This window comes from Geodermatophilus sp. SYSU D00698 (assembly GCF_054050335.1).
Genome location: NZ_JBJGZD010000025.1, coordinates 45353 through 67677, shown reverse-complemented (window position 1 = coordinate 67677; position 22325 = coordinate 45353). Strand labels below are relative to the sequence as shown.

Here is a 22325-nt window from a genome sequence, read left to right as displayed (position 1 = left end):
CCGCCCCCCCCCCCCCCCCCCCCCCCCCCCCCCCCCCCCACACAGCCCCCCCCCCCCCCCCCCCCCCCCCCGCCCCCCCCCCCCCCCCCCCCCCCCCCCCCCCCCGCAACTCCGCGGAGGTGCCCACGTCAGCCCTCGACGGCGGCGAGGAAGCGGCGCAGCGTCTCGAGGAAGACCTCGGGCTGCTCCGAGTGCACCCAGTGGCCGGCGTTCTTGACCTTGACCAGCCGGACGCGCGGGAACAGCGCCTCCATGCGCGGGCGGTCCTCGGGCAGCACGTAGTGGCTGGCGGCGCCGGCGATCCACAGCACCGGGCCGTCGAAGGTGGCGCCCGGCGGCGGGTCGGGGAAGCCGCGCAGCTCGCCGAGGTCGCGCTCGAGGGTCTCCAGGTTCAGCCGCCACCGCCAGCGGCCCGAGCCCACGCCCTCGCGGACCAGGCTCTGCAGCAGGAACGACCGCACCATCGTGCTGGGCACCGCCTCGCGCAGCGCCCGGTCGGCGTCCTCGCGGGTGCGCAGCGCGCCGAGGTCCACCGCCCGCATCGCGGCGATGAACGCGCCGAACGGGGAGGCCTCCTCGTCGGGGTCGTCGGTGCGGCCGCCGGACACCGGGTACTCGACCGGCGCGATGTCGACGACGACCAGCGCCCGCAGCAGCTCCGGCCGGCGCAGCGCCAGCTGCATCGCCACCTTGCCGCCCATCGAGTGCCCGACCAGCGTCACCGGCTCGCCGAAGGCCTCCAGCTCCGCGGCGACCAGCCCGGCCATGTCCACGTAGTCGACCCGGTCGGTCCACGGCGAGTGCCCGTGGTTGGGCAGGTCGAGCAGCGTCACCCGGTGGCGGTCGGCCAGTCCCTTCGCCGCCGTCGTCCAGTTCTTGCCCTGGCCGAACAGCCCGTGGACGAACACCACCCGCGGGCCGGACCCGCCGACGGTGCGCGTCGCCAACCCCTCGTCAGACTGCGGCCCCATCCGGCGATTCCACCAGATCCGCGGGCGACGGCGACCTACCGTGCCGGGGACGACGGGGGAGGTCCCAGCATGCCCGGACGGCGTCGCGCCGCCACCACGACCAAGCGCCGGACGACGAAGCGCCGGACGACGGCCCGCCGGCCCGCGGTGCCCGACCTGCCGACCGCCGGTCCGGGCGAGCGGGTGTGGGTGCTCGCCGTCCCGTTCCGCGCCCCCGCCCCGGGCGCCGTCTGGCACGCCGGGCTGCAGGCGCACGTGTGGGTCGGCGCGCGGCTGCCGCCGGCGCTGGCGCCCTACGACCCGCCGCCGTACACCTTCGAGCGCTTCCTCGAGGACGAGCTCAACGAGACCCCGCGGCCGCTGCCCGAGGCCCGGCAGCTGGTGCCGCGCGAGGAGCAGTGCACGGGTGCCGAGGCCGTCGTCGCCTCCGCCGCGGCCGGGCACCGGGTGTTCCTGCTCGGCGACGACCCCGGCGTCGGCAAGACCGGCACCGCGGTCATGGCCGCCCGGAAGATCTGCGAGCTGCGCGGCGGCGAGCGGGTGCTCGTCGTCGCCGACCGCCCGGCCGCCATCACCGTCCCGCACTGGACCCGCTCGATCGCCGGCTTCGGCGACGGCGGCCTGCGCTGGTGCGTCACCACCTGGGACCGGCTGGCGAAGGTCGCGAAGCTCTCGTTCGACGTGGTGGTCGCCGACGAGGCGCACATGGTCCGGCACACGACGACGCAGCGCTGGAAGCACTGGAAGGCGGTGTCGGGCGGCGCCCGCGCGAAGGACGTCCCGTTCGTCGTCGCGGCCACCGCCACCCCGGCGCACACGCCGCTGGAGCTGCCCTACCTGGCGCCGCAGTTCGCCCGGGTGCACGGGGAGCCGCTGCGCGCCTGGGCCGACCTGCCGGCGAAGCTCGCCGAGCACGGGTTCCACGTGGAACGCGGCCGCTACGGCTGGGCGTGGACCGAGGACGCCGACGCCCGGCGCGCCGACCTGGCCCGGCTGCAGGGCTGGCTGGCCGACGCCGACCCGCCCGCGACCCTGCACCGCCCGGCGCCGTGGGGGCCGGTGTCGGTGACCGGGACGCCGGTCGCGCTCACCCCCGCCGAGAGGTGCGCCTACGAGTCCGAGTGGCAGGAGTTCCGCGCCGAGATGCAGCTGGCCCGGAAGGCCCGGCAGAGCGCCCGCGGCCGCGCCGCGCTGCTGCGGTTCCGGCAGAAGGCGGGGCTGATCCGCGCGCAGGCGACCGTCGACTGGGTGCGGGCCCAGGTGGAGGCCGAGCGGCAGGTCGCGGTGTCGGTGGAGTTCGTGGAGACCGCGGCCGACCCGATCCGCGAGGCGCTGCTGGACGCCGGCATCGCCGTCGCGTCGATCTACGGCCGCGACCGGTTCGACGTCGAGGCCGAGCGGCTGCGCTTCCAGACGGGTGAGGCGCCGGTGTGCGTGTTCACCGTGACCGCCTCGATCAGCCTGCACGCCGGCGAGCTGCTGCCCGGCGGCACGACCGCCTCGACCACCCCGCGGGTCGGGTTGTTCCACCAGCCGCGCTTCTCCGGCATCCAGGCCCGCCAGGTCACCGGCCGCACCCACCGCGACGGGCAGGTCTCGCCGTGGCGGGTGGCCTACGCGGAGGGGACGGTCGAGGAGCAGGTGGCCCGGGTGATGGTCGAGCGGCTGGCGGTCAGCGGGTCGACGGCGGGTGCGGACACCTCGGCCCTGCAGGAGATCGCCGAGCTGCTCGACGCCGACTGGCTGCCGCCCGCCGCGCTCACGGAGGGCTGACCGCCGCCGACGGGGGACGGTCACGGCTGGGCGGGCGCGGCCTCCGGAGCTCGTCCGATCGGCATCATCGTCGCGGGTGGCCAGGCGCTGCCGAGGAAGTCGTCGACGAGCCGGGCGACCAGGTCCGGCTTCTCGACCGGCACGAGATGGGAGGCAGCGGGGACGACGGCCAGCGCGCCCGCCGGCAGTGCCTCGTAGAGCGCGCAGGTGTGGCTCAGCTCGACGAGGTCGTCGTCACCGGCCACCACGAGCGTCGGGGCGCCGATCCGCGCGACGTCAGCGGTGGACAGGGTCGGTTCGCTCCGCATCAACGCCAGCCCCTTCTCCACGACGACCGCGAAGTGCTCGGCACCGTCGGGGGACCGCTGCGCGTAGGACTCGGCGATCTCGGTCACCCGGGGTCCGTCCTCGCCGAGCTCCAGGGGACGGAGGCCGTCGACGTGGAAGTTCGCGCCGATGAGCACGAGCCGGCGGACGAGGTCGGGGCGGCGCAGGGCGACCAGGATCGCGACGATGCCCCCGTCGCTGAAGCCGACGAGGTGCGCCGGCCGGCCCACGACCTGCTCGAGGACGCGGATCGTCTCGGTGGCCATGTCCTCGTAGTGGAAGGGCTCGGACGTGTCGGCGGTCCGGCCGTGTCCGCGACGGTCGAACGCCACGAGCGCGTACCGCGCCGCCAGCGTCGGCTCGAGCGCGTCGAGCAAGAGGTCGCAGTTCGAGAGACCACCGTGCAACAGGAGAACGACCTGCGCGTCGCCCACCGGCCGGCCGCGCACGTCGACCCACGTCGGATGTCCTCCGACCTCGACGTGGTCGCCCACCGCGCTCACCTCCCGGGTGCCGACCTAGGCGGGCACGCTCGGTGACCGTCCCGAGCGGCGCTCCTCCCCTGGAGTCGCACGGAGCCGGCGGACCGCCGACGTGTGCAGGAAGCCGGTGATCCCGAGGACGACCAGGCCGTCCAGGGCGTGCAGGCCGCCCCAGAAGGCGCCCTCGTCGGCCAGCACCTTGAACAGGCTCTGGCCGAAGACCACGAGGAGGACCAGCACGGCGGAGAGGACGACGTCCCGGGTACCCACGCGCGCCACCGGACCCAGGACGAGGACCACGAGGGCCAGCGCGGGGATCACGTAGTAGCCGTTGGTCACGTGGGCGTCGAAGCCCCCGCCGAAGGCGCCGAGCCCGGCGAGGAAGAACTGCACGACGACGGCGAGCAGCAGCAGGGCCAGCGCCAGCCGGTGGGCGACCAGCGCACCGTGCCGCGGTCCGCCGGCCCGTGCCCGCGTCGTCGTCGAGGTGTCGTGAGCGGTCATCGGCGGCCTCCCGTCGGGTGCCTGCCGGCCAGGATCCGACTCGGCCGGACCGGCGTCCAGGGCCTGTCGTCCCGGCGTAGGACGATGGGGACGTGCGGCGGGAGGCGAGCGTCCTGCACCTGGACCTGGACGCGTTCTTCGCCGCCGTCGAGCAGCGCGACAAGCCCTCGCTGCGGGGCCGGCCGGTGGTCGTCGGCGGCACCGGCGGGCGCGGCGTCGTCGCGACGGCGTCCTACGAGGCCCGCGCGTACGGGGCCCGGTCGGCCATGTCGACGGCGGAGGCGCGGCGCCGCTGCCCGCCGGGGACGGCGTTCCTCGGCGGCCGGTTCGGCGCCTACCGGCGGACCTCCGACGTCGTCATGGAGCTGCTGCGGGAGCTGTCGCCCCTGGTGGAGCCGGTGTCGATCGACGAGGCCTACGTCGACCTCGCCGCCGGTCCCGGGCACGACCTGTCCGTCGAGGGCGTCACCGCGCTGGCCCGCGGGCTCAAGGCCCGCATCGCCGAGGCCACCGGCGGGGTGACCGGCTCGGTGGGCATCGGCAGCTCCAAGCTCATGGCCAAGATCGGCTCCGACCTCGAGAAGCCCGACGGCCTCGTCGTCGTCGCGCCCGGCACGGAGCTGGACGTGCTGCACCCGCTGCCGGTGACCCGGCTCGGCGGCGTGGGCCCGGCGACGGCGGAGCGGCTGCGGCAGGTCGGCGTCGCGACGGTGGCCCAGCTGGCCGCCAAGTCCCTGCCCGACCTCGTCGCGCTGGCCGGGAGGGCGCACGGCAGCGGGCTGTACCAGCTGGCGCGGGCCGAGGACGACCGGCCGGTGGTGGCCGAGCGCGAGGCCAAGTCGGTGTCGCACGAGGAGACCTTCGAGCGGGACCTCACCGACCTCGCCGAGCTGAACCGGCTGATCGACTCGATGGCCACGCGGGTGGGGGCGCGGCTGCGGTCCTCGGCGCTGTCCGGGCGGACGGTCACCCTCAAGCTGCGCCGCTACGACTTCACCACGCTCACCCGCTCGCAGACGCTGCCGCAGCCCACCGACGACGCCCGGCAGGTGGCCTCGATCGCCCGGCGGCTGCTCGTCGAGGCCGGCACCGGCGGGGGCCTGCGGCTGCTCGGCGTCGGCGTCTCCGGTCTGTCCCAGTACGCGCAGGGCGACCTGTTCACCGACGACGACGCCGACGCGCCCGACGAGTCGGAGGCCGCCGCCGTCCTCGCGCAGGCCGCCCGGGTCGCCGGCCCGGCCGACCGGCGGTGGTGGCCCGGGCAGGACGTCGTGCACGACGAGCTGGGCCCGGGCTGGGTGTGGGGCCGCGGGCTGGGCCGGGTGACGGTGCGCTTCGAGGGGCCGCTGACCCCGCCGGGCCCGGTGCGGACCCTGGCCGCCGACGACCCCGCGCTGCACCCGGGCGACCCGCCGGACTGGCGGCCCCCGACGATGGAGCCGTGAGCGAGAACCTCTGGGTGCGGATGACCCGGGCCGACCCCGGCCACTCGGCGGCCTACGTCAAGCGGTTCAAGGACCTGGCCGCCGGCGGGATGGACATCGTCGGCGAGGCGCGGCTGGTCGACGCGATGCTGCCGCGGCGGTCGCGGGTGCTCGACGCCGGCTGCGGTCCGGGCCGGGTCGGTGGCCACCTCGCCGCGGCGGGGCACGACGTCGTCGGGGTCGACGTCGACCCGGTGCTGATCGCCGCCGCCCAGGAGGACCACCCGGGCGCGCGCTGGCTGGTGGGCGACCTCGCCGAGCTCGACCTGCCCGACCGGTTCGACGCGATCGTCTGCGCCGGCAACGTGGTGACGTTCCTGGCGCCGTCCACGCGGGTCGAGGTGCTGCGGCGCTTCCGCGCCCACCTGGCCGACGGCGGCCGGGCGGTGGTCGGCTTCGGCGCCGGGCGGGACTACCCCTTCGACGCGTTCCTCGACGACGCCCGCGCCGCCGGGCTGGAGCCGGACCTGCTCCTGTCGAGCTGGCACCTGCACCCGTTCACCGCGGGGTCGGACTTCCTCGTCGCCGTCCTCCGGGTCAGCTGACCTCGGCGAGCCGGCCGACCACCCGCAGGTCGGCGTCCAGGTGGACGACGAGCGTCCGGCCGTCGGCGCCGCGCAGGTGCGCCTCGACCAGGCCCGCGCCGTCGACCTCCAGCCACTCGACGGTCGCCCCGGGCGCCTCGGCGAGGGCGGCGGCGGTCACCTCCACGGCGACGTCGGCGGTCAGCTCCGGCGGCAGCGGGCGGCGCGGGGTGCGCACCCAGGCGTGCCGGCCGACGGTCTCGGTGCTGCGGTACACGGGAGCCTCCTCGGGTCCACGGTGGCGCGGGGTGCCGCCGTGGACCCGAGCCTCGGCCGACCGCCTGGGAGCACCCTGGGGACGACGTGCCAGTTCCCCGCGATCACGGTGCCGGGACCATCGCCGGACGGCGTGTCGCGGTCAGGACGCCGTGATCGCGGGGGAGACCCCTCAGCGGACGCCGAGGGCGAGGGTCAGCTCGAGCACCGTCTGCGGGTCGTCGAGGTGCTTCCCGAACAGCTCCCGCAGCTGCCCCATCCGGTAGCGAACCGTCTGCGGGTGGACGAACAGCTCCGCGGCCACCTGCTCGCGCCGGCCGTGGTGCAGCAGCCACGAGCGCAGCGTCTCCAGCAGCTTCTCCCGCGGGCCGGGGCCGAGGCCGTCGAGCGGGGCGAGCACCTGCGCGCGCAGGTCGGCCAGCGCCTCGCCGTCGGCGCGCAGGACCAGGTCGGCCAGCCGCTGCTCGGTGTCCACGGGCGCGTCGCGGTCGGGGGACAGACCCAGCTGCAGCGCCCGCAGCGCCCGCGAGTACGACGACCGCGCGTCCTGCCACGGCCGCGCCGGCCCCACGACGGCGTCGCGGCCGGAGAGCACCGTGAGCAGGGAGGCGCGGGCGAACCCCTCGGCGTCGGGCACCAGCAGCACCGCCCGCTCGGTCGAGGGCTCCGCGCCGGGCAGGTCCTCGCCGACCTGCAGCGTGCGCGCGTCCAGCACCGCCGTCGCGTCGCGGGCGCCTGCCTCGGGCAGCAGGACGGCGGTGAGCGTGCGCGGCGGCGTCCAGTCCGCCCGCTCGGCCGCGGTGATCAGCTCGTACGGGGGCGCGCCGGTGACCAGCAGCTCGGCCAGCCGTTCCAGGTGCCGCCGCCGCACCCGGCCGCTCGAGGCGAGCTGGTCGGCGTGCCCGGAAGCACTCGCCGCCGAGAGCTGGTCGATGTAGGCGAACACCAGCTCGGCGAAGCGGGCCAGCGCCGCGGCGGGCATGCCCGCCGCGACCGCCGTCTCGCTCAGGTGCCGCCAGGCCACCCGGGCGCCGACCCGGTAGGCCGACAGCAGCGCGTCCATCGACCGGCCGGTGCGCGCCTCCCCGCGCCCGAGCGCGTAGGCGCCCTCGATCGCCGGGTCCACCGGGCGGCTGGCGTCCGCGCCGCCGGTGGCGAGCTCGAGGAAGCCGCCGAGCGCCAACTGGACGGCGTTCTCGATCTTGCGGCCCATCTGCCCGCGGAAGGCCTCGGCGTAGCTGGGCACCTCGACGACGATCGCCGCGACCGTCCGCTCGGCGACCGACGGCAGCTCGGTGCGCATCGCCGCCGCGACGGGCAGCGCGAAGGTCTCCTGCTGGGGGACCACGTGACCTCCCCGTGACACGGATTGTCCTCCGCGAACAGTATCCGGCGGAACGTTCACGTCCAGGGCACAGGTGATTACACGTTCCGCAGGGAACAGTGAGGGCATGACCGCGACCGCTCCGCGCCCTTCCCCGGCCCGGCCGGCCCTCAGGGCGCTGCGCGACCGCGTCCTGCGCGTCGCCGAACTCGTCACCACCCCGCTGCTGCCCGCCGACTACCTCGACCTGGTCGACCCGCTGCGCCCCGGCGCCGACCTGCGCGGGCGGATCGAGGCGGTCGTGCCCGAGACCCGCGACGCCGCCACCGTGGTCATCCGGCCCGGCGCCGACTGGCAGCCGCACCGGCCCGGTCAGTACGTGCGCATCGGCATCGACGTCGACGGCGTCCGGATGTGGCGCGCCTACTCGATCACCTCCGACCTCGGCCGCACCGACGGCTGCTTCACCGTCACCGTCAAGGCGATCCCCGGCGGCAAGGTGAGCAACCACCTGGTCCGGCGGACCGAGCCCGGCACGATCGTGCAGCTCGACCAGGCCACCGGGGACTTCTGCCTGCCCGCGCGGCTGCCGGCCAAGGCGCTGTTCGTCACCGCCGGCTCCGGCATCACCCCGGTGATGGGCATCCTGCGCAACCACCCCGAGCTGACCGACGTCGTGCTCGTGCACTCCGCGCCCACCCCCGACGACGTCGTCTTCGGCGCCGAGCTGCGGCAGCTCGCCGCCGACGGCCGGATCCGGCTGGTCGAGCAGCACACCGACACCGCCGGGATGCTCGACGCCGCGGCCGTCGCCGCCCTCGTCCCCGACCTCGCCGAGCGCGACACCTGGGCGTGCGGCCCGGTCGGCATGCTCGAGGCGTTGGAGGAGCACTGGGCCGCGGCCGGGCTCACCGAGCGGCTCTACACCGAGCGGTTCCGGCCCAAGGTGCTGGTCACCGGCGAGGGCGGCACGGTCACCTTCACCAGGAAGGGCACCTCGCTCGAGGCCGACGGCGCCACCCCGATCCTCGACGCCGCCGAGGAGGCCGGCGTCCTCATGCCCAGCGGCTGCCGCATGGGCATCTGCTACGGCTGCGTGCTCCCGCTGCGGGAGGGCGCCGTCCGCGACCTGCGCACCGGCGAGGTGACCACCGCCGCCCCCGGCGACGGCGTCCTCGTCCAGACCTGCATCAGCGCCGCCGCCGGCGCCTGCGACATCGACCACTGACCCGCTCGACCCCCGAGGAGACGCACCGCATGACCGTTCTGCAGAAGAAGGACGTCAACCCGATCGAGCACCTCACCCCCGAGGACGTCGAGCTCATCGGCAAGGAGCTCGACGAGATCCGCCAGGGCGTGATGGACAGCCGCGGCGAGGCCGACGCGCGCTACATCCGCAAGGTCATCGACGTGCACCGCAAGATCGAGCTGGGCAGCCGCGCCGTGCTGCTGGCCTCGGGTTTCCCGCCGGCGTGGATCGCCGGGACGATCGGCCTGTCGATCGCGAAGATCCTCGAGAACATGGAGATCGGGCACAACATCCTCCACGGGCAGTGGGACTGGATGCGCGACCCGAAGATCCACTCCACCACGTGGGAGTGGGACATGGCCAGCCCGGCCGAGCAGTGGAAGCACTCGCACAACGAGCTGCACCACACGTACACGAACGTGATCGGCAAGGACAACGACCTCGGCTACGGCATCATGCGCGTCGACGAGGACCAGCCGTGGACGCCGATGTACCTCGGCCAGCCGCTGTGGAGCTTCATCAACGCGTGCTTCTTCGAGTACGGGATCGCGGCCTACGACCTCGAGCTCGGCGCCGTCATCGCCAAGAAGCAGACCGGCGACCCGGAGTTCCGCCGGCGGGCCAAGCAGGTGCTGGTCAAGATCGGCCGGCAGGTGCGCAAGGACTACGTCATCCACCCGCTGCTGTCGGGCCCGAACTTCCTGGCCACCCTGGCCGCGAACTTCACCGCCAACATCGTGCGGAACCTGTGGTCGAACTCGGTGATCCTCTGCGGGCACTTCCCCGAGGGCGTCGAGACCTTCGAGAAGAAGTCCATCGACGGCGAGACCCGCGGCGAGTGGTACCTGCGCCAGATGCTCGGCTCGGCCAACATCTCCGGCTCCAAGGCCATGCACATCCTGACCGGGAACCTGTCCCACCAGATCGAGCACCACCTGTTCCCGGACCTGCCGAGCAACCGGTACGCCGAGATCGCCCCGAAGATCCGCGACCTGTTCGACCGATACGGCCTGAACTACCACACGGCGCCGCTGCCGAAGCAGGTCGGCTCGGCCTGGCACAAGATCATCCGGCTCTCGCTGCCGAACGGCTGGCTGGCGAACACGAACGCCCGCAACCTGCCCTCGCAGCTGGCCAAGCTCTGGAAGATGACCACCGGGGAGCCGAAGGTCCGCCGCCGGCTCATCCGGGAGCAGGCCGCCATGGCCGCCGCCGCCTGACGGCACACGGAGAGGGGCCCGGGACGGATCGCCGTCCCGGGCCCCTCGTGCGTCGGCCGACCGTCAGAAGTTGAGCGGGAGCAGGACCCGCGGGTCGACGACCGGGACCTCCCACACGTTGCCCGCAGCATCGGGGTCGACGACCTCACCCCGGCCCAGGAAGGCCGCCACCTGCGCCTGCCCCTGGATGGCGGCCGGGTTGGTCACCACGAGCAGGAACGAGTGCGGGTTGGGCAGCCGTGTCGCCCCCGCCCTGTCGTTGCGGTAGAGGCTGGTCCGCGACCACAGGTGCCCGGCGTCGACGAGCGTGTACGACGTCGGGTTGGGCACCGTCTGGTCGCCGAAGGCCACCTGGACGAGCACCCGCTGCGGGTCGATGTGCGGCGCGAAGGTCTCCGGGCTGCCCGGACGGGAGAGCCAGGTGGACCGGGCCAGGTACTCCTGGATCTCCGCGGCCTTCGGCGCGGTGAGCGTCACCGGACCCTCACCGCGCAGCGGCATCTGCTCGGTGAAGCCGCCGACCCCACCGTTGAGCAGGCCGGCCGCACCGAGCGCGGCCGCCGTCAGCGGGCGGAACGCCGGCGACAGCCGGGCGATCTCGCTGATCGGACCGCCGGGGACGTTGAGCACCGAGCGGGTCACCGCCCGGTCGACGCCGGTCAGCATGGTGCCGTAGATGCCGCCGAAGCTCTGGCCGAAGTAGGTGACACCCCGGCCGGAGAGGTCCGGCGTCCCGTTGCCGTCGACGTCGGTGCCGCCGAGCGAGCGGATCAGCGTCATGTTGTCCGCGACGGTCTGCCGCAGCGCGTCCCGGGAGGACTGGGCCGCGGCCGCACCGGTGGCCGAGGAGCCCTCGCTGGACTCGACGTCCCCGTCGCGGTCCTGGTCGATGCCGCGCGCGTGGGCGGGGATGACCGTCGTCGTGCCGCCGCTGGTCACCTGCCAGGCGCTGTCCGGGCCGAAGCCGTGGCCGACCACGTTCGTGCCGATGGTGGCGATGCCGTTCTTCGCGTTCTCCACGGCCGCGAGGAACACGGCGTTGGTCGAGCTCGTGAACCCGTGGCCGAACACCGCGACCGGCCAGCCGCCGGCCGGGGCCTGCCCGGGCGGCAGGACGGCGACGAAGGGCAGCCGCTCGGCCTCGACCGGCCGCGGGCCGCCGTCGCGCGTCGGCGTCTGGGGGATCGTGACGTCGGGGGTGAGCCAGGACGGCGCCTGGAACGTGCCGAAGACGATCGAGCCGCCGAGGGCCGCCGTCGGGACGGGCACGTCGGTCGCCGCGGGATCGGTGGCGCCGCGGTCGGTGGCCCACTTCACCGTCGTCCCGGCGGCGGGGAAGACGCCCTGGACCTGCAGGCCCGGGCGGTCGATCCCGACGGCGCGGAAGGCGCTGCCGCTGTCGATCTGCCGCTGCAGGTCCTGCAGCCCGTCGGTGGCCGACAACGTGGTGAAGGTGTCCTGGGCGGCCTTGATGGTCGGGCCGCCCTGGACCTTGACCCGGTAGGTCGTGCCGGGCGCGAGCTGCTGCGCCGGGTGTGCGTAGAGCGTGTTGGTCGCCGGGTCCCACACGACTCGGTCGACGCCGGTCCGCCAGCCGCCGCGGTCCTCCTGGACCGTGATCTGCGCGGCGGCGGTGGCCACGTCGACCGGCTCGCTGAAGCGGATCGCCAGCCGCGGGTCCAGGTCGAAGCCGTCGAGCTGGTTGAGCTGCTGCACCAGGCCGCAGGTGATCGGCGCGCCGCAGCCCGACGTCGGCAGGTCCACCCGCCGACCGGTCAGCTGGGCGGGGTCGCGGACGGTGAGGGTGTCGGAGGGGAAGACCGAGACCGGCTCGGCCTTCTGCGGGTCGGCCAGCGCGGGGGGCGCGGTGACCGAGAGGGCGGCCGTGAAGGCCAGCGCACCGACGAGCGACGTCGTCGCGCGGTGCCAGCGTCGTTGCTGCAAGGCGTCTCCAGGTGGGAGGAAGGGGGGCGCCTCTTCCTAGTCTGCGGTGACTCGGATCACAAGATGATCACAGGAAACCGCAGGTCAGGACCCGTCCGTCCCCCGTCCGGGGGCCGGGAGGGCAGCTTCCCGGCCCCGGGGCGGGGCCGTCACATCCGCGCGGCCGCGGCCTTGATCGCCTCGCGGATGCGGACGTACGTGCCGCACCGGCAGACGTTCTGGATCTCGTCGATCTCCTCGTCGGTGGGGTCCGAGGTCCGGCGCAGCAGCGCGACCGCGGCCATGATCTGCCCGGGCTGGCAGTAGCCGCACTGCGCGACGTCCTGCTCGAGCCACGCCTCCTGGACCGGGTGCAGCCGCTCGCCGTCGGCCAGGCCCTCGATGGTCGTGACCTCGCGGCCCGCCACCTCCGCCGTCGGCGTGACGCACGGGCGGATCGCCTCGCCGTCGAGGTGGCTGGTGCAGGCCTTGCAGACGTCGATGCCGCACCCGTACTTCGGCCCGGTGACGCCGAGCTTGTCGCGCAGCGCCCACAGCAGGGGGAGGTCGGCGGGGGCGTCGACGGTGACGGTCTCGCCGTTGAGCTGGAAGGTGTAGTTCGGCACGGGGCTCCTCAGCGGGGGAAGGGCTCGAAGTCGACCGGGAAGACGAGGGGGAACGACCGCGGCCTGGTCCCGGTCGCGCGGGCGTAGGCGTTGGCGACGGCGCCGACCGCGGCCGGGACGCCGAGCTCGCCGGCGCCGCCGGGCTCGTCGCTGCTGTCGATGACGAACACCCGGACGTCGGGCGGTGAGTCGGCCTGGCGGGTGTAGTGGAACTGGCTGTAGCTGCCCTCGAGCGGCAGCCCGTCGACGAGGTGCAGGCCGGCGCGCAGCGTGGTGCCGATCGCGTCGGTGAGCCCGCCGAGCATCTGCGCCTCGAGCCCGCGCGGGTTGACCGCCTTCCCCACGTCGACGGCGATGGTCGCCCGGATGACCCGCGGGCGCTGCGGGTCGCGCGCGTCGATCTCGACCAGACAGGCCGTGCAGCCCTTGTACTCGGCGTGGAAGCCGAGGCCCTGGGCGCGGCCGCGCGGCATCCGCCGTCCCCACTGCCCCTCGTGGACCACCGTGTCCAGGACGGTGCGGTAGCGGTCCTCCTTGAGGAAGCGGCGGCGGAACTCGGCCGGGTCGCGGCCGGTGGCGGCGGCGAGCTCGTCGACGACGACCTCCTCGGCCCCGCGGGTGTTGGCCGAGTACACCGAGCGCCAGCTGCCGGTGTGCATCCGCAGCGGCACCTCGGCCAGCGTCTGCGTGGTGACGCCGAAGTGGTACGGCGAGTGCACGGTGGTGAGGAAGACCGTCTGCGCGAACGAGGCGTTCCCGCCCACCGGCAGGCTCGCCGCCACCGACGTGAGGATCTCGCCGAGGCCGTGCCCGAAGTCGGTCTCCACGCTGGCCACCCGGTGTTCGAAGGTGAGCACGTCCCCGGCGGCGTGCGTGGCCCGGATGCGGTGGTGGCTGGCGGCGCGGGCGCGACCGTGGCGCATGTCGTCGATCCGCGACCACAGCAGCTTGACCGGCCGGCCGGTGGCCTTGCTGACCCGGGCGGCCTCGAGCGCGGCGTCGGAGAACAGGCGCCGGCCGAACGAGCCGCCGCCCTGGACGACGTGCACGGTCACCCGGGACACCGGCAGGCCGAGCTCGGCGGCGATGGTCTCCTGGGCGACGATCGGCGACTTCAGCGGCGACCAGATCTCGGCGCGGTCCGCGGTCACGTGCGCGATGGCGCAGTTGGGCTCCAGCGGCGCGTGGCTGACGAAGGCGAAGTCGAACTCCGCGTCCACCGTCCGCACCAGCAGGCCGGGCGCCGGTGGGGGCGTCACCGCGCGCAGCTTCCGCCGGATCGACTCGTCGTCCTCGCCGTCGACGGTGCCCGGCCCCCAGGTGGCGCGCACGGCCGCGACGGCGTCGCGGGCCTGGCCGAAGGTCTCGGCGAGAACGGCGACGCCGGTGGGCACCACGGCGACGTCGACGACGCCCGGCATGGCCCGGACCTCCGCCTCGTTGTCCAGCGACCGGACGGCGCCGTTGATCGTCGGCGGGCGGCGCAGCATGGTCGGCAGCGCGCCGGGGACGACGTCGAGGTCGAGGGTGTAGCGCTGCTGCCCGGTCACCATCGCGCGGGCGTCTGTGCGGCTGGTGGGCGTGCCGACGACCCGCTGCGCGGAGGCGGGCTTGAGGGCGGCGGGCGCGACGGTCAGCGTCCGGTCGGCCGCGACGGCGGACAGCTCGCCGTAGGTGGCGGTCCGCCCGCCGGGGCCGCTGACCACGCCGTCGACGACGGTGAGCGAGCCGGGCGTGGTGCCCCAGCGCAGGGCCGCGGCGGCCAGCAGCCGGGCGCGGGCCACCGCGGCCGCCCGCCGGACCGGGCCGTAGACGCTGCGCATGGTGTTGGAGCCGCCGGTGAGCTGGTTGAACACCAGCTCGGGGCGGGCGTCGGCGAGGGTGACGTCGACGCGGTCGAGCGGCACGTCGAGCTCGTCGGCCAGCAGCATGGCGACGGCGGTGGTGATGCCCTGGCCGACCTCGGCGCGGGGGAGGGCCAGCCCGACCCGGCCCCGCTCGTCGACGGTGACGACGACGAGGTCCTCGGTGGGCTTCCCGGCGAGGATCAGCACGTCGCCGAGGTCGAGGAGCTCGGCCGGCGCGGGCAGCGACGGCAGCGCCTGCGCGGTCGCCGGGCCGGCCACGTCGGCGACGACCTGCGCCGCGACGGCGAGCGTCGGCGCGGCGACGAGGTAGGTGAGGAAACGGCGGCGGCTGTGCGCGGGCGGGGGTTCGTCGGTGCGGGGGTGCTCGGGCAGGGTTGTCACGCGTGGGCCTCTCGACGGGTTCGGTCGGTCGAGGACACGGCCGGGCTCGGCGGTGTTCGGCCCGGACCAACGAGCGGGTGCAACCCGGGTCACGACGTTGCAGTGCGACGGTGCGTCGTTGCAACGTCGCACCCGGTGATCCACGTGGAACACCGCGGACGCACGGAGGGCCCGGGACCACGACGGTCCCGGGCCCTCCTGCGCGTCGGTGCGGCCGGTCAGTTCGCCATGTCGACGAAGCGGCTGTAGTGGCCCTGGAAGGCGACGGTGACGTTGGCCGTCGGGCCGTTGCGGTGCTTGACCAGCATGATGTCGGCCTCGCCGGCCCGCGGGCTCTCCTTCTCGTACATGTCCTCGCGGTGGATCATCATGACCATGTCGGCGTCCTGCTCGATCGAGCCGGACTCACGGAGGTCCGACAGCATCGGCTTCTTGTCCTGACGCTGCTCGGACCCGCGGTTGAGCTGCGACATCGCGATGACCGGGACCTCGAGCTCCTTCGCCAGCAGCTTCAGCGCCCGGGAGAACTCCGAGACCTCCTGCTGGCGGCTCTCGACGCGCTTGCCCGACGTCATGAGCTGGAGGTAGTCGATGACCACGAGCTTGAGGTCGTTGCGCTGCTTGAGCCGCCGCGCCTTGGCCCGGATCTCCATCATCGTCATGTTGGGCGAGTCGTCGATGTAGAGCGGGGCGTCGGCCACCTCGCCCATCCGGCGGGCCAGCTTCGACCAGTCCTCGTCGGACAGCGTGCCGGCGCGCATGTGGTGCAGCGGCACCTTCGCCTCGGCCGACAGCAGACGCATGGTGATCTCGTGCTTGCTCATCTCGAGCGAGAAGATGACCGCCGGCATGTGGTGCTTGACGGTGGCCGACCGCGCGATGTCCAGACCCAGCGTCGACTTGCCCACACCGGGCCGGGCGGCGATGACGACCATCTGGCCCGCCTGCAGGCCGTTGGTCAGCTCGTCCAGGTCGCGGATGCCGGTGGGCACGCCGCGGGCGGTGCCGCCGCGGGAGGCGATGGCGTCGAGCTCGTCCATCGTCGGCTGCAGGACGTCCTCGAGGCGCGAGTAGTCCTCGCTCATCCGCTTCTCGGTGACCTCGTAGATCTCCTGCTGCGCGCGGTCGACGATGTCGTCGACGTCGCCCCGTCCACCGGCCGCGCCGTAGCCCAGCTGCACCACGCGGGTGCCGGCCTCGACCAGGCGGCGCAGGGTGGCCTGCTCGGCCACGATCTGGGCGTAGTAGCCCGCGTTGGCCGCCGTCGGCGTCGAGGCGATGAGCGTGTGCAGGTAGACCGCGCCGCCCATCTTGGACAGCTGGTCGGTGCGGTTGAGCTCCGCGGCGACGGTGATGGCGTCGGCCGGCTCACCCCGGCCGTACAGGTCGAGGATGCAGTCGTAGATCAGCTGGTGCGCCGGCCGGTAGAAGTCGTTGCCGGTCAACTGCTCCACGACGTCGGCGATGGCGTCCTTGCTCATCAGCATGCCGCCCAGCACCGACTGCTCGGCCGCGACGTCCTGCGGCGGCTGCCGGTCGTACTCCGGCGCCGTCGCCTGCGGCCGGCTGAAGTCGTCGGCCACCGCCACCTGGGTACCTCCCTCTCTCGGGGCACGCGCGCGCGTACAGACCCCGGCCGCCCGGCCGGGGCCCGGTGGGGGAAGCACCAGGACGCCTCGCGTGCCGCTCGAACACGCGTTCGAGGACATCACTACCCGGAGCCACCGACAGTTCGCGGAGGTCCGGCGCAGGAGACGACGTTAGGAAGCGGGGACGGACCCGTCCAACACCCGTGTGGGCCGCGTTCTGCACAACTTGTGGACAAGTCGGTGGACAGCCGGAGTCGACATGTGGAGACGGGGAGGACACCGGCCCGTCGTGCCGCGGTCCCGCGGGCGTCACCTGCGCCGCGGCCACCCACCGGCTGTGGACACGAGAAAGTCGGCGCGCCGGGGGCTCCGGGCGTGTCGCGTCGTCCCGTCCGGCGCAGCCGTCACAGCCGCCCGGCGGCCGGCCGGGACGCGTCCCCGGCGGCCGTCGTCGGGGGTGCGTCCGGCGCCGCCCGCGCCGTCGGGGGGTCCGGGACGGCGGAGGACGCGGTCCGGCCCCGGAGACGCCGCGAGGGGCGCCGGACCGGTGTCCGACGCCCCTCGCGGGCGGTGCTGCGGCCTCCTCAGCCGGCGACGACCTCGATGGGGAGGGTCGTCGTGACCTCCGGGTGCACCCGCACGGTGACGGTGTGCTTGCCGGTGGTCTTGATGCTGCTCGGCAGCTCGATGCGGCGGCGGTCCAGCTCCGGGCCACCGGCGGCCGTGACGGCCGCGGCGACGTCGGCGGTGGTGACGCGGCCGAACAGGCGGCCGCCGTCGCCGGAGCGGGCGGGCACCCGGACGGTCAGGCCGGCGAGGCGGCCGGCCACGGCCTGCGCCTCCTCGAGCGACCGCACCTCGCGGGCGGCACGCGCCCGGCGCAGCGACTCGACCTGCTTCTCGGCGCCGCGGGTGGCGACGATGGCCAGGCCGCGGGGCAGGAGGTAGTTGCGGCCGTAGCCGCCCTTGACCTCCACGGTGTCACCGGAGGACCCGAGACCGGTGACCTCCTGCGTCAGGATCAGCTTCATCGTGCTCATGGTCAGCGCGCCGTCGAGGTGTAGGGCAGCAGGGCCATCTCACGGCTGTTCTTGACGGCCGTGGCGACGTCCCGCTGGTGCTGGCTGCAGTTGCCGCTCACGCGGCGGGCACGGATCTTGCCGCGGTCGGAGATGAACTTCCGCAGCAGCGTCGTGTCCTTGTAGTCGATGTAGGTCGCCTTGTCCTTGCAGAACTGGCAGACCTTCTTCTTGGGCTTGCGCACGGGGGGCTTGGGCACTGGGTTCTCCAGGTACGGCTAGAGCGTGGTGAGGTGATGGACCGGCCCCCTCGCAGGGGCCCGCGCCGAGCGGAGCGAGGCGTGGGCGCGAGGGGGTCCTTCTCAGAAGGGCGGTTCGTCGGACGGGCCGGCGGGCGTCGACCACGGGTCGCTCGCGCCGCCGCCGAAACCGCCGCCACCGCCGCCGCCGCCGAAACCGCCGCCGCCGCCGCCACCCTCACCGCGGGAGGCCCGGGTGACCTTCGCGGTGGCGTAGCGCAGCGAGGGGCCGATCTCGTCGACCTCGAGCTCGACGACGGTGCGCTTCTCGCCCTCCTTCGTCTCGAACGAGCGCTGCTTGAGGCGCCCAGAGACGATGACCCGCGAACCGCGGGTGAGGGACTCGGCCACGTTCTCGGCCGCCTGCCGCCAGACGTTGCAGCGGAGGAACAGCGCCTCGCCGTCCTTCCACTCCTGCGACTGGCGGTCGAAGGTGCGCGGCGTCGAGGCGACCGTGAAGTTGGCGACCGCGGCCCCCGACGGCGTGAACCGCAGCTCCGGGTCGGAGGTCAGGTTGCCGATGACGGTGATGACGGTCTCGCCGGCCATGGTCAGTGGACCTCGGGCCGGAGCAGCTTGGTCCGCAGGACCGACTCGTTCAGGTTGAGCTGACGGTCGAGCTCGGCGACCGCGGCGGGCTCGGCCTGGATGTCGACGACGGCGTAGATGCCCTCGACGTGCTTCTTGATCTCGTAGGCCAGGCGGCGCCGGCCCCAGATCTCGGTCTTGACGGTGCCACCGGAGTTGGTGACGACGGTCAGGAACCGGTCGAGGGAGGGAGCGATCGTGCGCTCCTCCAGGTCGGGGTCGAGGATGACCATCAGTTCGTAGTGACGCACGGAGAACCCCACCTCCTCTGGTCTGGGCGGCTGCAGGACGTCTGCAGCAGGAGGGTCGTACACGCGTCGCGCGCCCTGCCTGCCTCGGACGGCACACGGGACGCGCCCCCCGAGGGTACCAGCGCGGCCGCCGGCCCCCGCGGGGGTCAGCGGGAGCGGACCGCCCGGGAGGTGCGGACCAGCGCGGCCGTGCTGCCGGCCAGCGCGACGACGGCGACCGGCGCGGCGGGCGGCAGGGCCGGGCCGGACGGGGCGCCGTCGGCGCTCACCGTGCTGCTCTCCTCGTCGAGCGCACCGCCGTCGAGCGCGCCGCCGTCGAGCGCGCCGCCGTCGAGCCCGCCGGAGACCGGCGCCGCGGCACCGTCGTAGCCGCCGGCGACCCCGCCGGAGCCGTCGGTGCCGCCGCTGCCGGACGCGGTGCCCGACGGGGAGCCGGCCAGCCGCGACGGGTCGAAGGCCGCGGACCCGCCGCCGGAGGGCGCCATCCGCGCCGCGCCACCGCCGAGGTCGTAGGAGTAGAGGTCGCCGTCGACCCCCCGGGCGGTCACGGGGGCCTCCGGGGCGGCGGCCGGGGCCTGCGGCGCGGTGGGGCCGGTAGGGGCCGGCGCCGGGAGCGACGGGAGGGAGGGCAGCGGGACGTCGACGGTCGGCAGCCGCGGCAGGCCGACCGAGGGCAGGTCCGGCAGCGGCAGCAGCGTGGTGACGAGGAACGGCGTCGGGACGCCGATCTGCACCGTCGTCTGCCGGCCGTCGTAGGTGACCGGCTGGGTCTGCGGCAGCGTGCCCAGCGCCCGGGTGGTCACGGTGTTCAGCGCGCTCCCGACGATCGAGGTGTTCGGGACGACGACCCGGTACGTGTAGGTGATCGTGCAGGTCAGGCAGGTGGTGTCGAAGCGCTCGGTGACGCCGGCGTCCTCCGGCAGCGGCTCCGGGCCCGACGGCAGGCCCAGCGTGACGTCGGTGAACACCTGCACGGTGACCAGCGAGGGCAGCAGCCCGCCGCCGCCGACCTGCACCGTCTTCGGCTCGATCCGGTTGGTGAAGGTGACCGTCCCGCCGGGGTCGACGGAGACCAGCGGCGGGGTGAGGTCGCGGATGTCGACGGTGGCCGACGGGGCGGCGCCCGCGGCGGGCGGCAGCAGGACCGCGCCGCCCAGGACGGCGGCCACCACGAGCGCGAGCGCGGCCAGGAACCACCGCGCGGCCCGCCGCGTCGTGCCGGTGGCCGCCGTCCCCGTCGTCATCCCCTGCGTCCCCTCCGCCCGCGTCCCCGTGTCACGGCGCACGCCACCACCCGCGCGTGTCCGCCGTCACGTGTCCCAACGAGGACGTGACCTGCGCGATACGGGTGGGTCCCCGTCCGGGGCGGAACTACTGTCGCCGGGGTGGCGGAGCACCCGATCGGCGTACACGTCGGCCCCGGCCTGACCGAGGACAACGAGCTGGACGCGGGCGGGCCGCTGGCCCGGGCCGCGGAGATGGACGCCGACGGCGTGCAGGTCTTCCTCGGCGACCCGCAGGGCTGGAAGGCGCCGCCGCCGCGCCCGGACGCCGAGGACCTGCTGGCCTCCGACGTCGCCGTCTTCGTGCACGCGCCGTACGTGCTCAACGTGGCCTCGACCAACAACCGGATCCGCATCCCGAGCCGGAAGACCCTCGCGGTGCACGCGCGGGCGGCGGCGGCGATCGGCGCCCGCGGGATGGTCGTGCACGGGGGCCACGTGCTCGCCAAGGACGACCCGGCCGCCGGGTTCGACAACTGGCGCAAGACGTTCGCGCGGCAGGCCGAGGACGGCGGCTTCCCGCTGCCGCTGCTCATCGAGAACACCGCCGGCGGCGAGAACGCGATGGCCCGCGAGCTCGGCGCGGTGGCCCGGCTGTGGGACGCCGTCGGGGAGTTCGGCGCGGGCTTCGTGCTCGACACCTGCCACGCCTGGGCCGCCGGCTGGGACCTCGCCACCGCCGTCGCCGACGTCCGTTCGATCACCGGCCGGGTCGACCTCGTGCACCTCAACAACAGCCGCGACCCGCACGGCTCGGGCCGCGACCGGCACGCGCCGCTGACCGGGGGGGAGATCCCGCTGGAGCTGCTGCTCGAGGTCGCACGCGCCGCCGACTGCCCCGTCGTCCTGGAGACGCCCGGGGACGCCGCCGCGCACGCCGAGGAGGTCGCGCTCGTCCGCGCGGCGCTGCGCGGCTAGGCGGGCACCCGCCGGCGCAGGGTGAGCCGGTCGGGGGCGCCGTCCAGCGGGCCGCCCGCCGGGTCGTCGACGCCGGGCCAGCTGGTGCGGACGACGTCGCCGTCGGGGTGCAGCACGTCGCGGACGACCAGGCCCATGAGCACGACGACGGCGAGGTCCCGCACGGTCACCGCGAGGAAGAACCACTCGACGCCGACGCCGCGGTCCTCGGTGCCGAGGTACCAGAGCATCCGCACCACCCAGAGCACCGCCTCGGCGGCCTGCCAGAGCAGCAGCGAGCGCCAGCGCGGCCGGGCCAGCACCGCCAGCGGCAGCAGCCACAGCGAGTACTGCGGGCTCCACACCTTGGTGACCAGCAGGAACGCCGCGACCAGCAGGAAGGCGACCTGGGCCACGCGCGGCCGCACCGGGGCGCGCAGCACCAGCCAGCCCAGGCCGGCGCAGACCAGCAGCACGCAGACCGCGACGACGGTGTTGAGCAGCACCGGCGGCGTCCCCTCGGGCAGCGGGCCGTCGAGGAACCGCCCGTCGGAGGCGGTGATCAGGATGTTCCAGATGCTGTCCGGGTCGGCCGGGCGGGCGGTGTTGAGCCGGAAGAACAGCGACCAGTTCTCCGGCGCGAGCAGCGCCACCGGCAGGTCGACGGCGAGCCACGCGGCACCGGCGGCGACGGCCGCGCGCAGCCACTCGCGCACGCGCCCGGCCCGGAGGCACAGCAGGAACAGCGCCCCGAGCAGCAGCAGCGGGTAGAACTTCGCGGCGACGCCGAGGCCGAGCAGCACGCCGGCGAGCACCGGCCGGCTGCGCGCCCACGCCCACAGCCCGCCGGTGGCCAGCGCGACGGCGAACAGGTCCCAGTTCGTGAAGGCGTGCACGAGCAGCAGCGGGGACAGCCCGACCATCGCGGCGTCCCACGGCCGGTGCCCGGCCAGCGCCAGCACCTCCCGGACGAGGAGGAACGCGCACAGGGTCAGCAGCAGGCAGGTCGCCACGTAGTAGGCCTGCACGGGCGGGACCTGCGGCAGGAGGCCGGCCGCCGTCGCGAGGTCGCCGTAGGCCCGCCCGAGCAGCGCGGCCAGGGCCGTGAAGGCGCCGGTGAGCACCGGGTACTCGACGGCCGAGTCGAGGTAGGGAACCGCGGCGGCGTCCAGGCCGTGCAGCGTGAACAGCGGGACGGTGTCGGAGTAGCAGAAGTGGGTGTACTGCACCGACCCGGCCCAGTTGCCGTCGGCGCAGGGCGCCTGCTTGAGCCACGCGGCGGCCAGGACCACGGTGGCGTAGAGCAGGCAGATCCGCAGCGGCGTCCAGAACAGCGCCCGGCCGGTCACCGCGTGCCGCCCCCACGGCCCGCCCACCGCCTCGCTGGCCTGCGCGGCGACCGGGTCCGACCACGTCGGCACCACCCGGTCGGGCCGCCCCGCGGGCGCCGGTGGCGGGGCCGCCGGT

At 74.7% G+C, this 22325-nt stretch carries 21 protein-coding genes; 6 read left to right on the top strand and 15 right to left on the bottom strand.

The features are described from left to right. Nucleotides 1-128 precede the first annotated feature (128 nt). A complete protein-coding gene (locus ACI8AB_RS19435; protein ID WP_456951460.1) occupies nt 129-971 on the bottom strand; it encodes an alpha/beta fold hydrolase in 843 nt (280 codons plus the stop codon). Nucleotides 972-1040: 69 nt separating this feature from the next. On the opposite strand from ACI8AB_RS19435, the gene ACI8AB_RS19430 reads away from it, so the two are divergent. Further along, nucleotides 1041-2744, top strand: coding sequence for a helicase (locus ACI8AB_RS19430; RefSeq protein WP_456951459.1), 1704 nt, complete (start codon nt 1041-1043; stop codon nt 2742-2744). Nucleotides 2745-2764: 20 nt separating this feature from the next. Here the strand turns inward: ACI8AB_RS19430 and ACI8AB_RS19425 are convergent, their stop codons facing one another. Both ACI8AB_RS19425 and ACI8AB_RS19420 read right to left on the bottom strand, forming a co-directional pair. Then, the gene (locus ACI8AB_RS19425; protein WP_456951458.1) at nt 2765-3565 is read right to left on the bottom strand and encodes an alpha/beta fold hydrolase; all 801 of its coding nucleotides are present in this window, start codon (nt 3563-3565) and stop codon (nt 2765-2767) included. A 24-nt stretch (nt 3566-3589) separates the two neighbouring features. Continuing rightward, the gene (locus ACI8AB_RS19420; RefSeq protein WP_456951457.1) at nt 3590-4057 is read right to left on the bottom strand and encodes a DUF6220 domain-containing protein; all 468 of its coding nucleotides are present in this window, start codon (nt 4055-4057) and stop codon (nt 3590-3592) included. A 92-nt stretch (nt 4058-4149) separates the two neighbouring features. On the opposite strand from ACI8AB_RS19420, the gene ACI8AB_RS19415 reads away from it, so the two are divergent. Together ACI8AB_RS19415 and ACI8AB_RS19410 are read left to right on the top strand one after the other, a co-directional pair. Continuing rightward, nucleotides 4150-5502 carry a DNA polymerase IV gene (locus ACI8AB_RS19415; RefSeq protein ID WP_456951456.1) on the top strand — a complete coding sequence of 451 codons (1353 nt, stop codon included), beginning with the start codon at nt 4150-4152 and terminating at the stop codon, nt 5500-5502. Further along, nucleotides 5499-6086, top strand: coding sequence for a class I SAM-dependent methyltransferase (locus tag ACI8AB_RS19410; RefSeq protein WP_387988598.1), 588 nt, complete (start codon nt 5499-5501; stop codon nt 6084-6086). The genes ACI8AB_RS19415 and ACI8AB_RS19410 overlap by 4 nt, the downstream gene beginning before the upstream one ends. Here ACI8AB_RS19410 and ACI8AB_RS19405 read toward each other — a convergent pair. Further along, a complete protein-coding gene (locus tag ACI8AB_RS19405; protein ID WP_456951455.1) occupies nt 6079-6342 on the bottom strand; it encodes a hypothetical protein in 264 nt (87 codons plus the stop codon). The two genes, ACI8AB_RS19410 and ACI8AB_RS19405, sit on opposite strands and share 8 nt — an antisense overlap. A 171-nt stretch (nt 6343-6513) precedes the next feature. Then, entirely contained in the window at nt 6514-7689 is a 1176-nt protein-coding gene (locus ACI8AB_RS19400; protein ID WP_456951454.1) for a PucR family transcriptional regulator, read from the bottom strand. 103 nt (nt 7690-7792) lie between these two features. Here ACI8AB_RS19400 and ACI8AB_RS19395 point away from each other — a divergent pair, with 103 nt between their 5' ends. Together ACI8AB_RS19395 and ACI8AB_RS19390 are read left to right on the top strand one after the other, a co-directional pair. Further along, nucleotides 7793-8893 (top strand): ferredoxin reductase, encoded by a 1101-nt coding sequence (locus ACI8AB_RS19395; protein WP_456951453.1) that lies wholly within the window; start codon nt 7793-7795, stop codon nt 8891-8893. Nucleotides 8894-8922: 29 nt separating this feature from the next. Next, nucleotides 8923-10134: a fatty acid desaturase family protein gene (locus ACI8AB_RS19390; RefSeq protein WP_456951452.1), complete on the top strand. Its 1212-nt coding sequence runs from the start codon at nt 8923-8925 to the stop codon at nt 10132-10134. 63 nt (nt 10135-10197) lie between these two features. Here ACI8AB_RS19390 and ACI8AB_RS19385 read toward each other — a convergent pair whose 3' ends face one another. From ACI8AB_RS19385 to ACI8AB_RS19345, 9 genes are all read right to left on the bottom strand, one after another. After that, nucleotides 10198-12078, bottom strand: a complete 1881-nt coding sequence (locus ACI8AB_RS19385) for an Ig-like domain-containing protein (RefSeq protein WP_456951451.1) — start codon at nt 12076-12078, stop codon at nt 10198-10200. 149 nt (nt 12079-12227) lie between these two features. After that, entirely contained in the window at nt 12228-12683 is a 456-nt protein-coding gene (locus ACI8AB_RS19380) for a (2Fe-2S)-binding protein (RefSeq protein WP_456951450.1), read from the bottom strand. 8 nt (nt 12684-12691) lie between these two features. After that, entirely contained in the window at nt 12692-14932 is a 2241-nt protein-coding gene (locus ACI8AB_RS19375) for a molybdopterin cofactor-binding domain-containing protein (RefSeq protein ID WP_456951449.1), read from the bottom strand. Nucleotides 14933-15150: 218 nt separating this feature from the next. Further along, the gene (dnaB, locus tag ACI8AB_RS19370; RefSeq protein ID WP_456903469.1) at nt 15151-16515 is read right to left on the bottom strand and encodes a replicative DNA helicase; all 1365 of its coding nucleotides are present in this window, start codon (nt 16513-16515) and stop codon (nt 15151-15153) included. A gap of 590 nt (nt 16516-17105) precedes the next feature. Continuing rightward, nucleotides 17106-17552, bottom strand: a complete 447-nt coding sequence (rplI, locus tag ACI8AB_RS19365) for a 50S ribosomal protein L9 (RefSeq protein WP_387988606.1) — start codon at nt 17550-17552, stop codon at nt 17106-17108. Between the two features lie 11 nt (nt 17553-17563). Beyond that, nucleotides 17564-17800 (bottom strand): 30S ribosomal protein S18, encoded by a 237-nt coding sequence (gene rpsR / locus ACI8AB_RS19360; protein ID WP_073422051.1) that lies wholly within the window; start codon nt 17798-17800, stop codon nt 17564-17566. A gap of 102 nt (nt 17801-17902) precedes the next feature. Continuing rightward, on the bottom strand, nt 17903-18388 hold the full coding sequence (locus tag ACI8AB_RS19355) for a single-stranded DNA-binding protein (RefSeq protein ID WP_387988607.1): 486 nt from the start codon (nt 18386-18388) through the stop codon (nt 17903-17905). Between the two features lie 2 nt (nt 18389-18390). Then, nucleotides 18391-18678: a 30S ribosomal protein S6 gene (rpsF, locus tag ACI8AB_RS19350; protein ID WP_387988608.1), complete on the bottom strand. Its 288-nt coding sequence runs from the start codon at nt 18676-18678 to the stop codon at nt 18391-18393. 146 nt (nt 18679-18824) lie between these two features. Then, nucleotides 18825-19922 carry a hypothetical protein gene (locus ACI8AB_RS19345; protein WP_456951448.1) on the bottom strand — a complete coding sequence of 366 codons (1098 nt, stop codon included), beginning with the start codon at nt 19920-19922 and terminating at the stop codon, nt 18825-18827. A gap of 141 nt (nt 19923-20063) precedes the next feature. Between ACI8AB_RS19345 and ACI8AB_RS19340 the strand changes: the two genes are divergently transcribed. After that, entirely contained in the window at nt 20064-20879 is an 816-nt protein-coding gene (locus ACI8AB_RS19340; RefSeq protein WP_456951447.1) for a deoxyribonuclease IV, read from the top strand. On the opposite strand, the gene ACI8AB_RS19335 is transcribed toward ACI8AB_RS19340, so the two are convergent. Further along, on the bottom strand, nt 20876-22279 hold the full coding sequence (locus ACI8AB_RS19335; protein ID WP_456903466.1) for a glycosyltransferase family 87 protein: 1404 nt from the start codon (nt 22277-22279) through the stop codon (nt 20876-20878). The genes ACI8AB_RS19340 and ACI8AB_RS19335 overlap by 4 nt on opposite strands. Between the last annotated feature and the right edge of the window lie 46 nt (nt 22280-22325).

What these genes read in the sequence shown, in the direction of transcription:
- ACI8AB_RS19420 (WP_456951457.1), bottom strand. Translation starts at nt 4,057, where the DNA reads ATGACCGCTCACGACACCTCGACGACGACGCGGGCACGGGCCGGCGGA.
- ACI8AB_RS19430 (WP_456951459.1), top strand. Translation starts at nt 1,041, where the DNA reads ATGCCCGGACGGCGTCGCGCCGCCACCACGACCAAGCGCCGGACGACG.
- ACI8AB_RS19355 (WP_387988607.1), bottom strand. Translation starts at nt 18,388, where the DNA reads ATGGCCGGCGAGACCGTCATCACCGTCATCGGCAACCTGACCTCCGAC.
- ACI8AB_RS19435 (WP_456951460.1), bottom strand. Translation starts at nt 971, where the DNA reads ATGGGGCCGCAGTCTGACGAGGGGTTGGCGACGCGCACCGTCGGCGGG.
- rplI (WP_387988606.1), bottom strand. Translation starts at nt 17,552, where the DNA reads ATGAAGCTGATCCTGACGCAGGAGGTCACCGGTCTCGGGTCCTCCGGT.
- ACI8AB_RS19345 (WP_456951448.1), bottom strand. Translation starts at nt 19,922, where the DNA reads ATGACGACGGGGACGGCGGCCACCGGCACGACGCGGCGGGCCGCGCGG.
- ACI8AB_RS19390 (WP_456951452.1), top strand. Translation starts at nt 8,923, where the DNA reads ATGACCGTTCTGCAGAAGAAGGACGTCAACCCGATCGAGCACCTCACC.
- ACI8AB_RS19395 (WP_456951453.1), top strand. Translation starts at nt 7,793, where the DNA reads ATGACCGCGACCGCTCCGCGCCCTTCCCCGGCCCGGCCGGCCCTCAGG.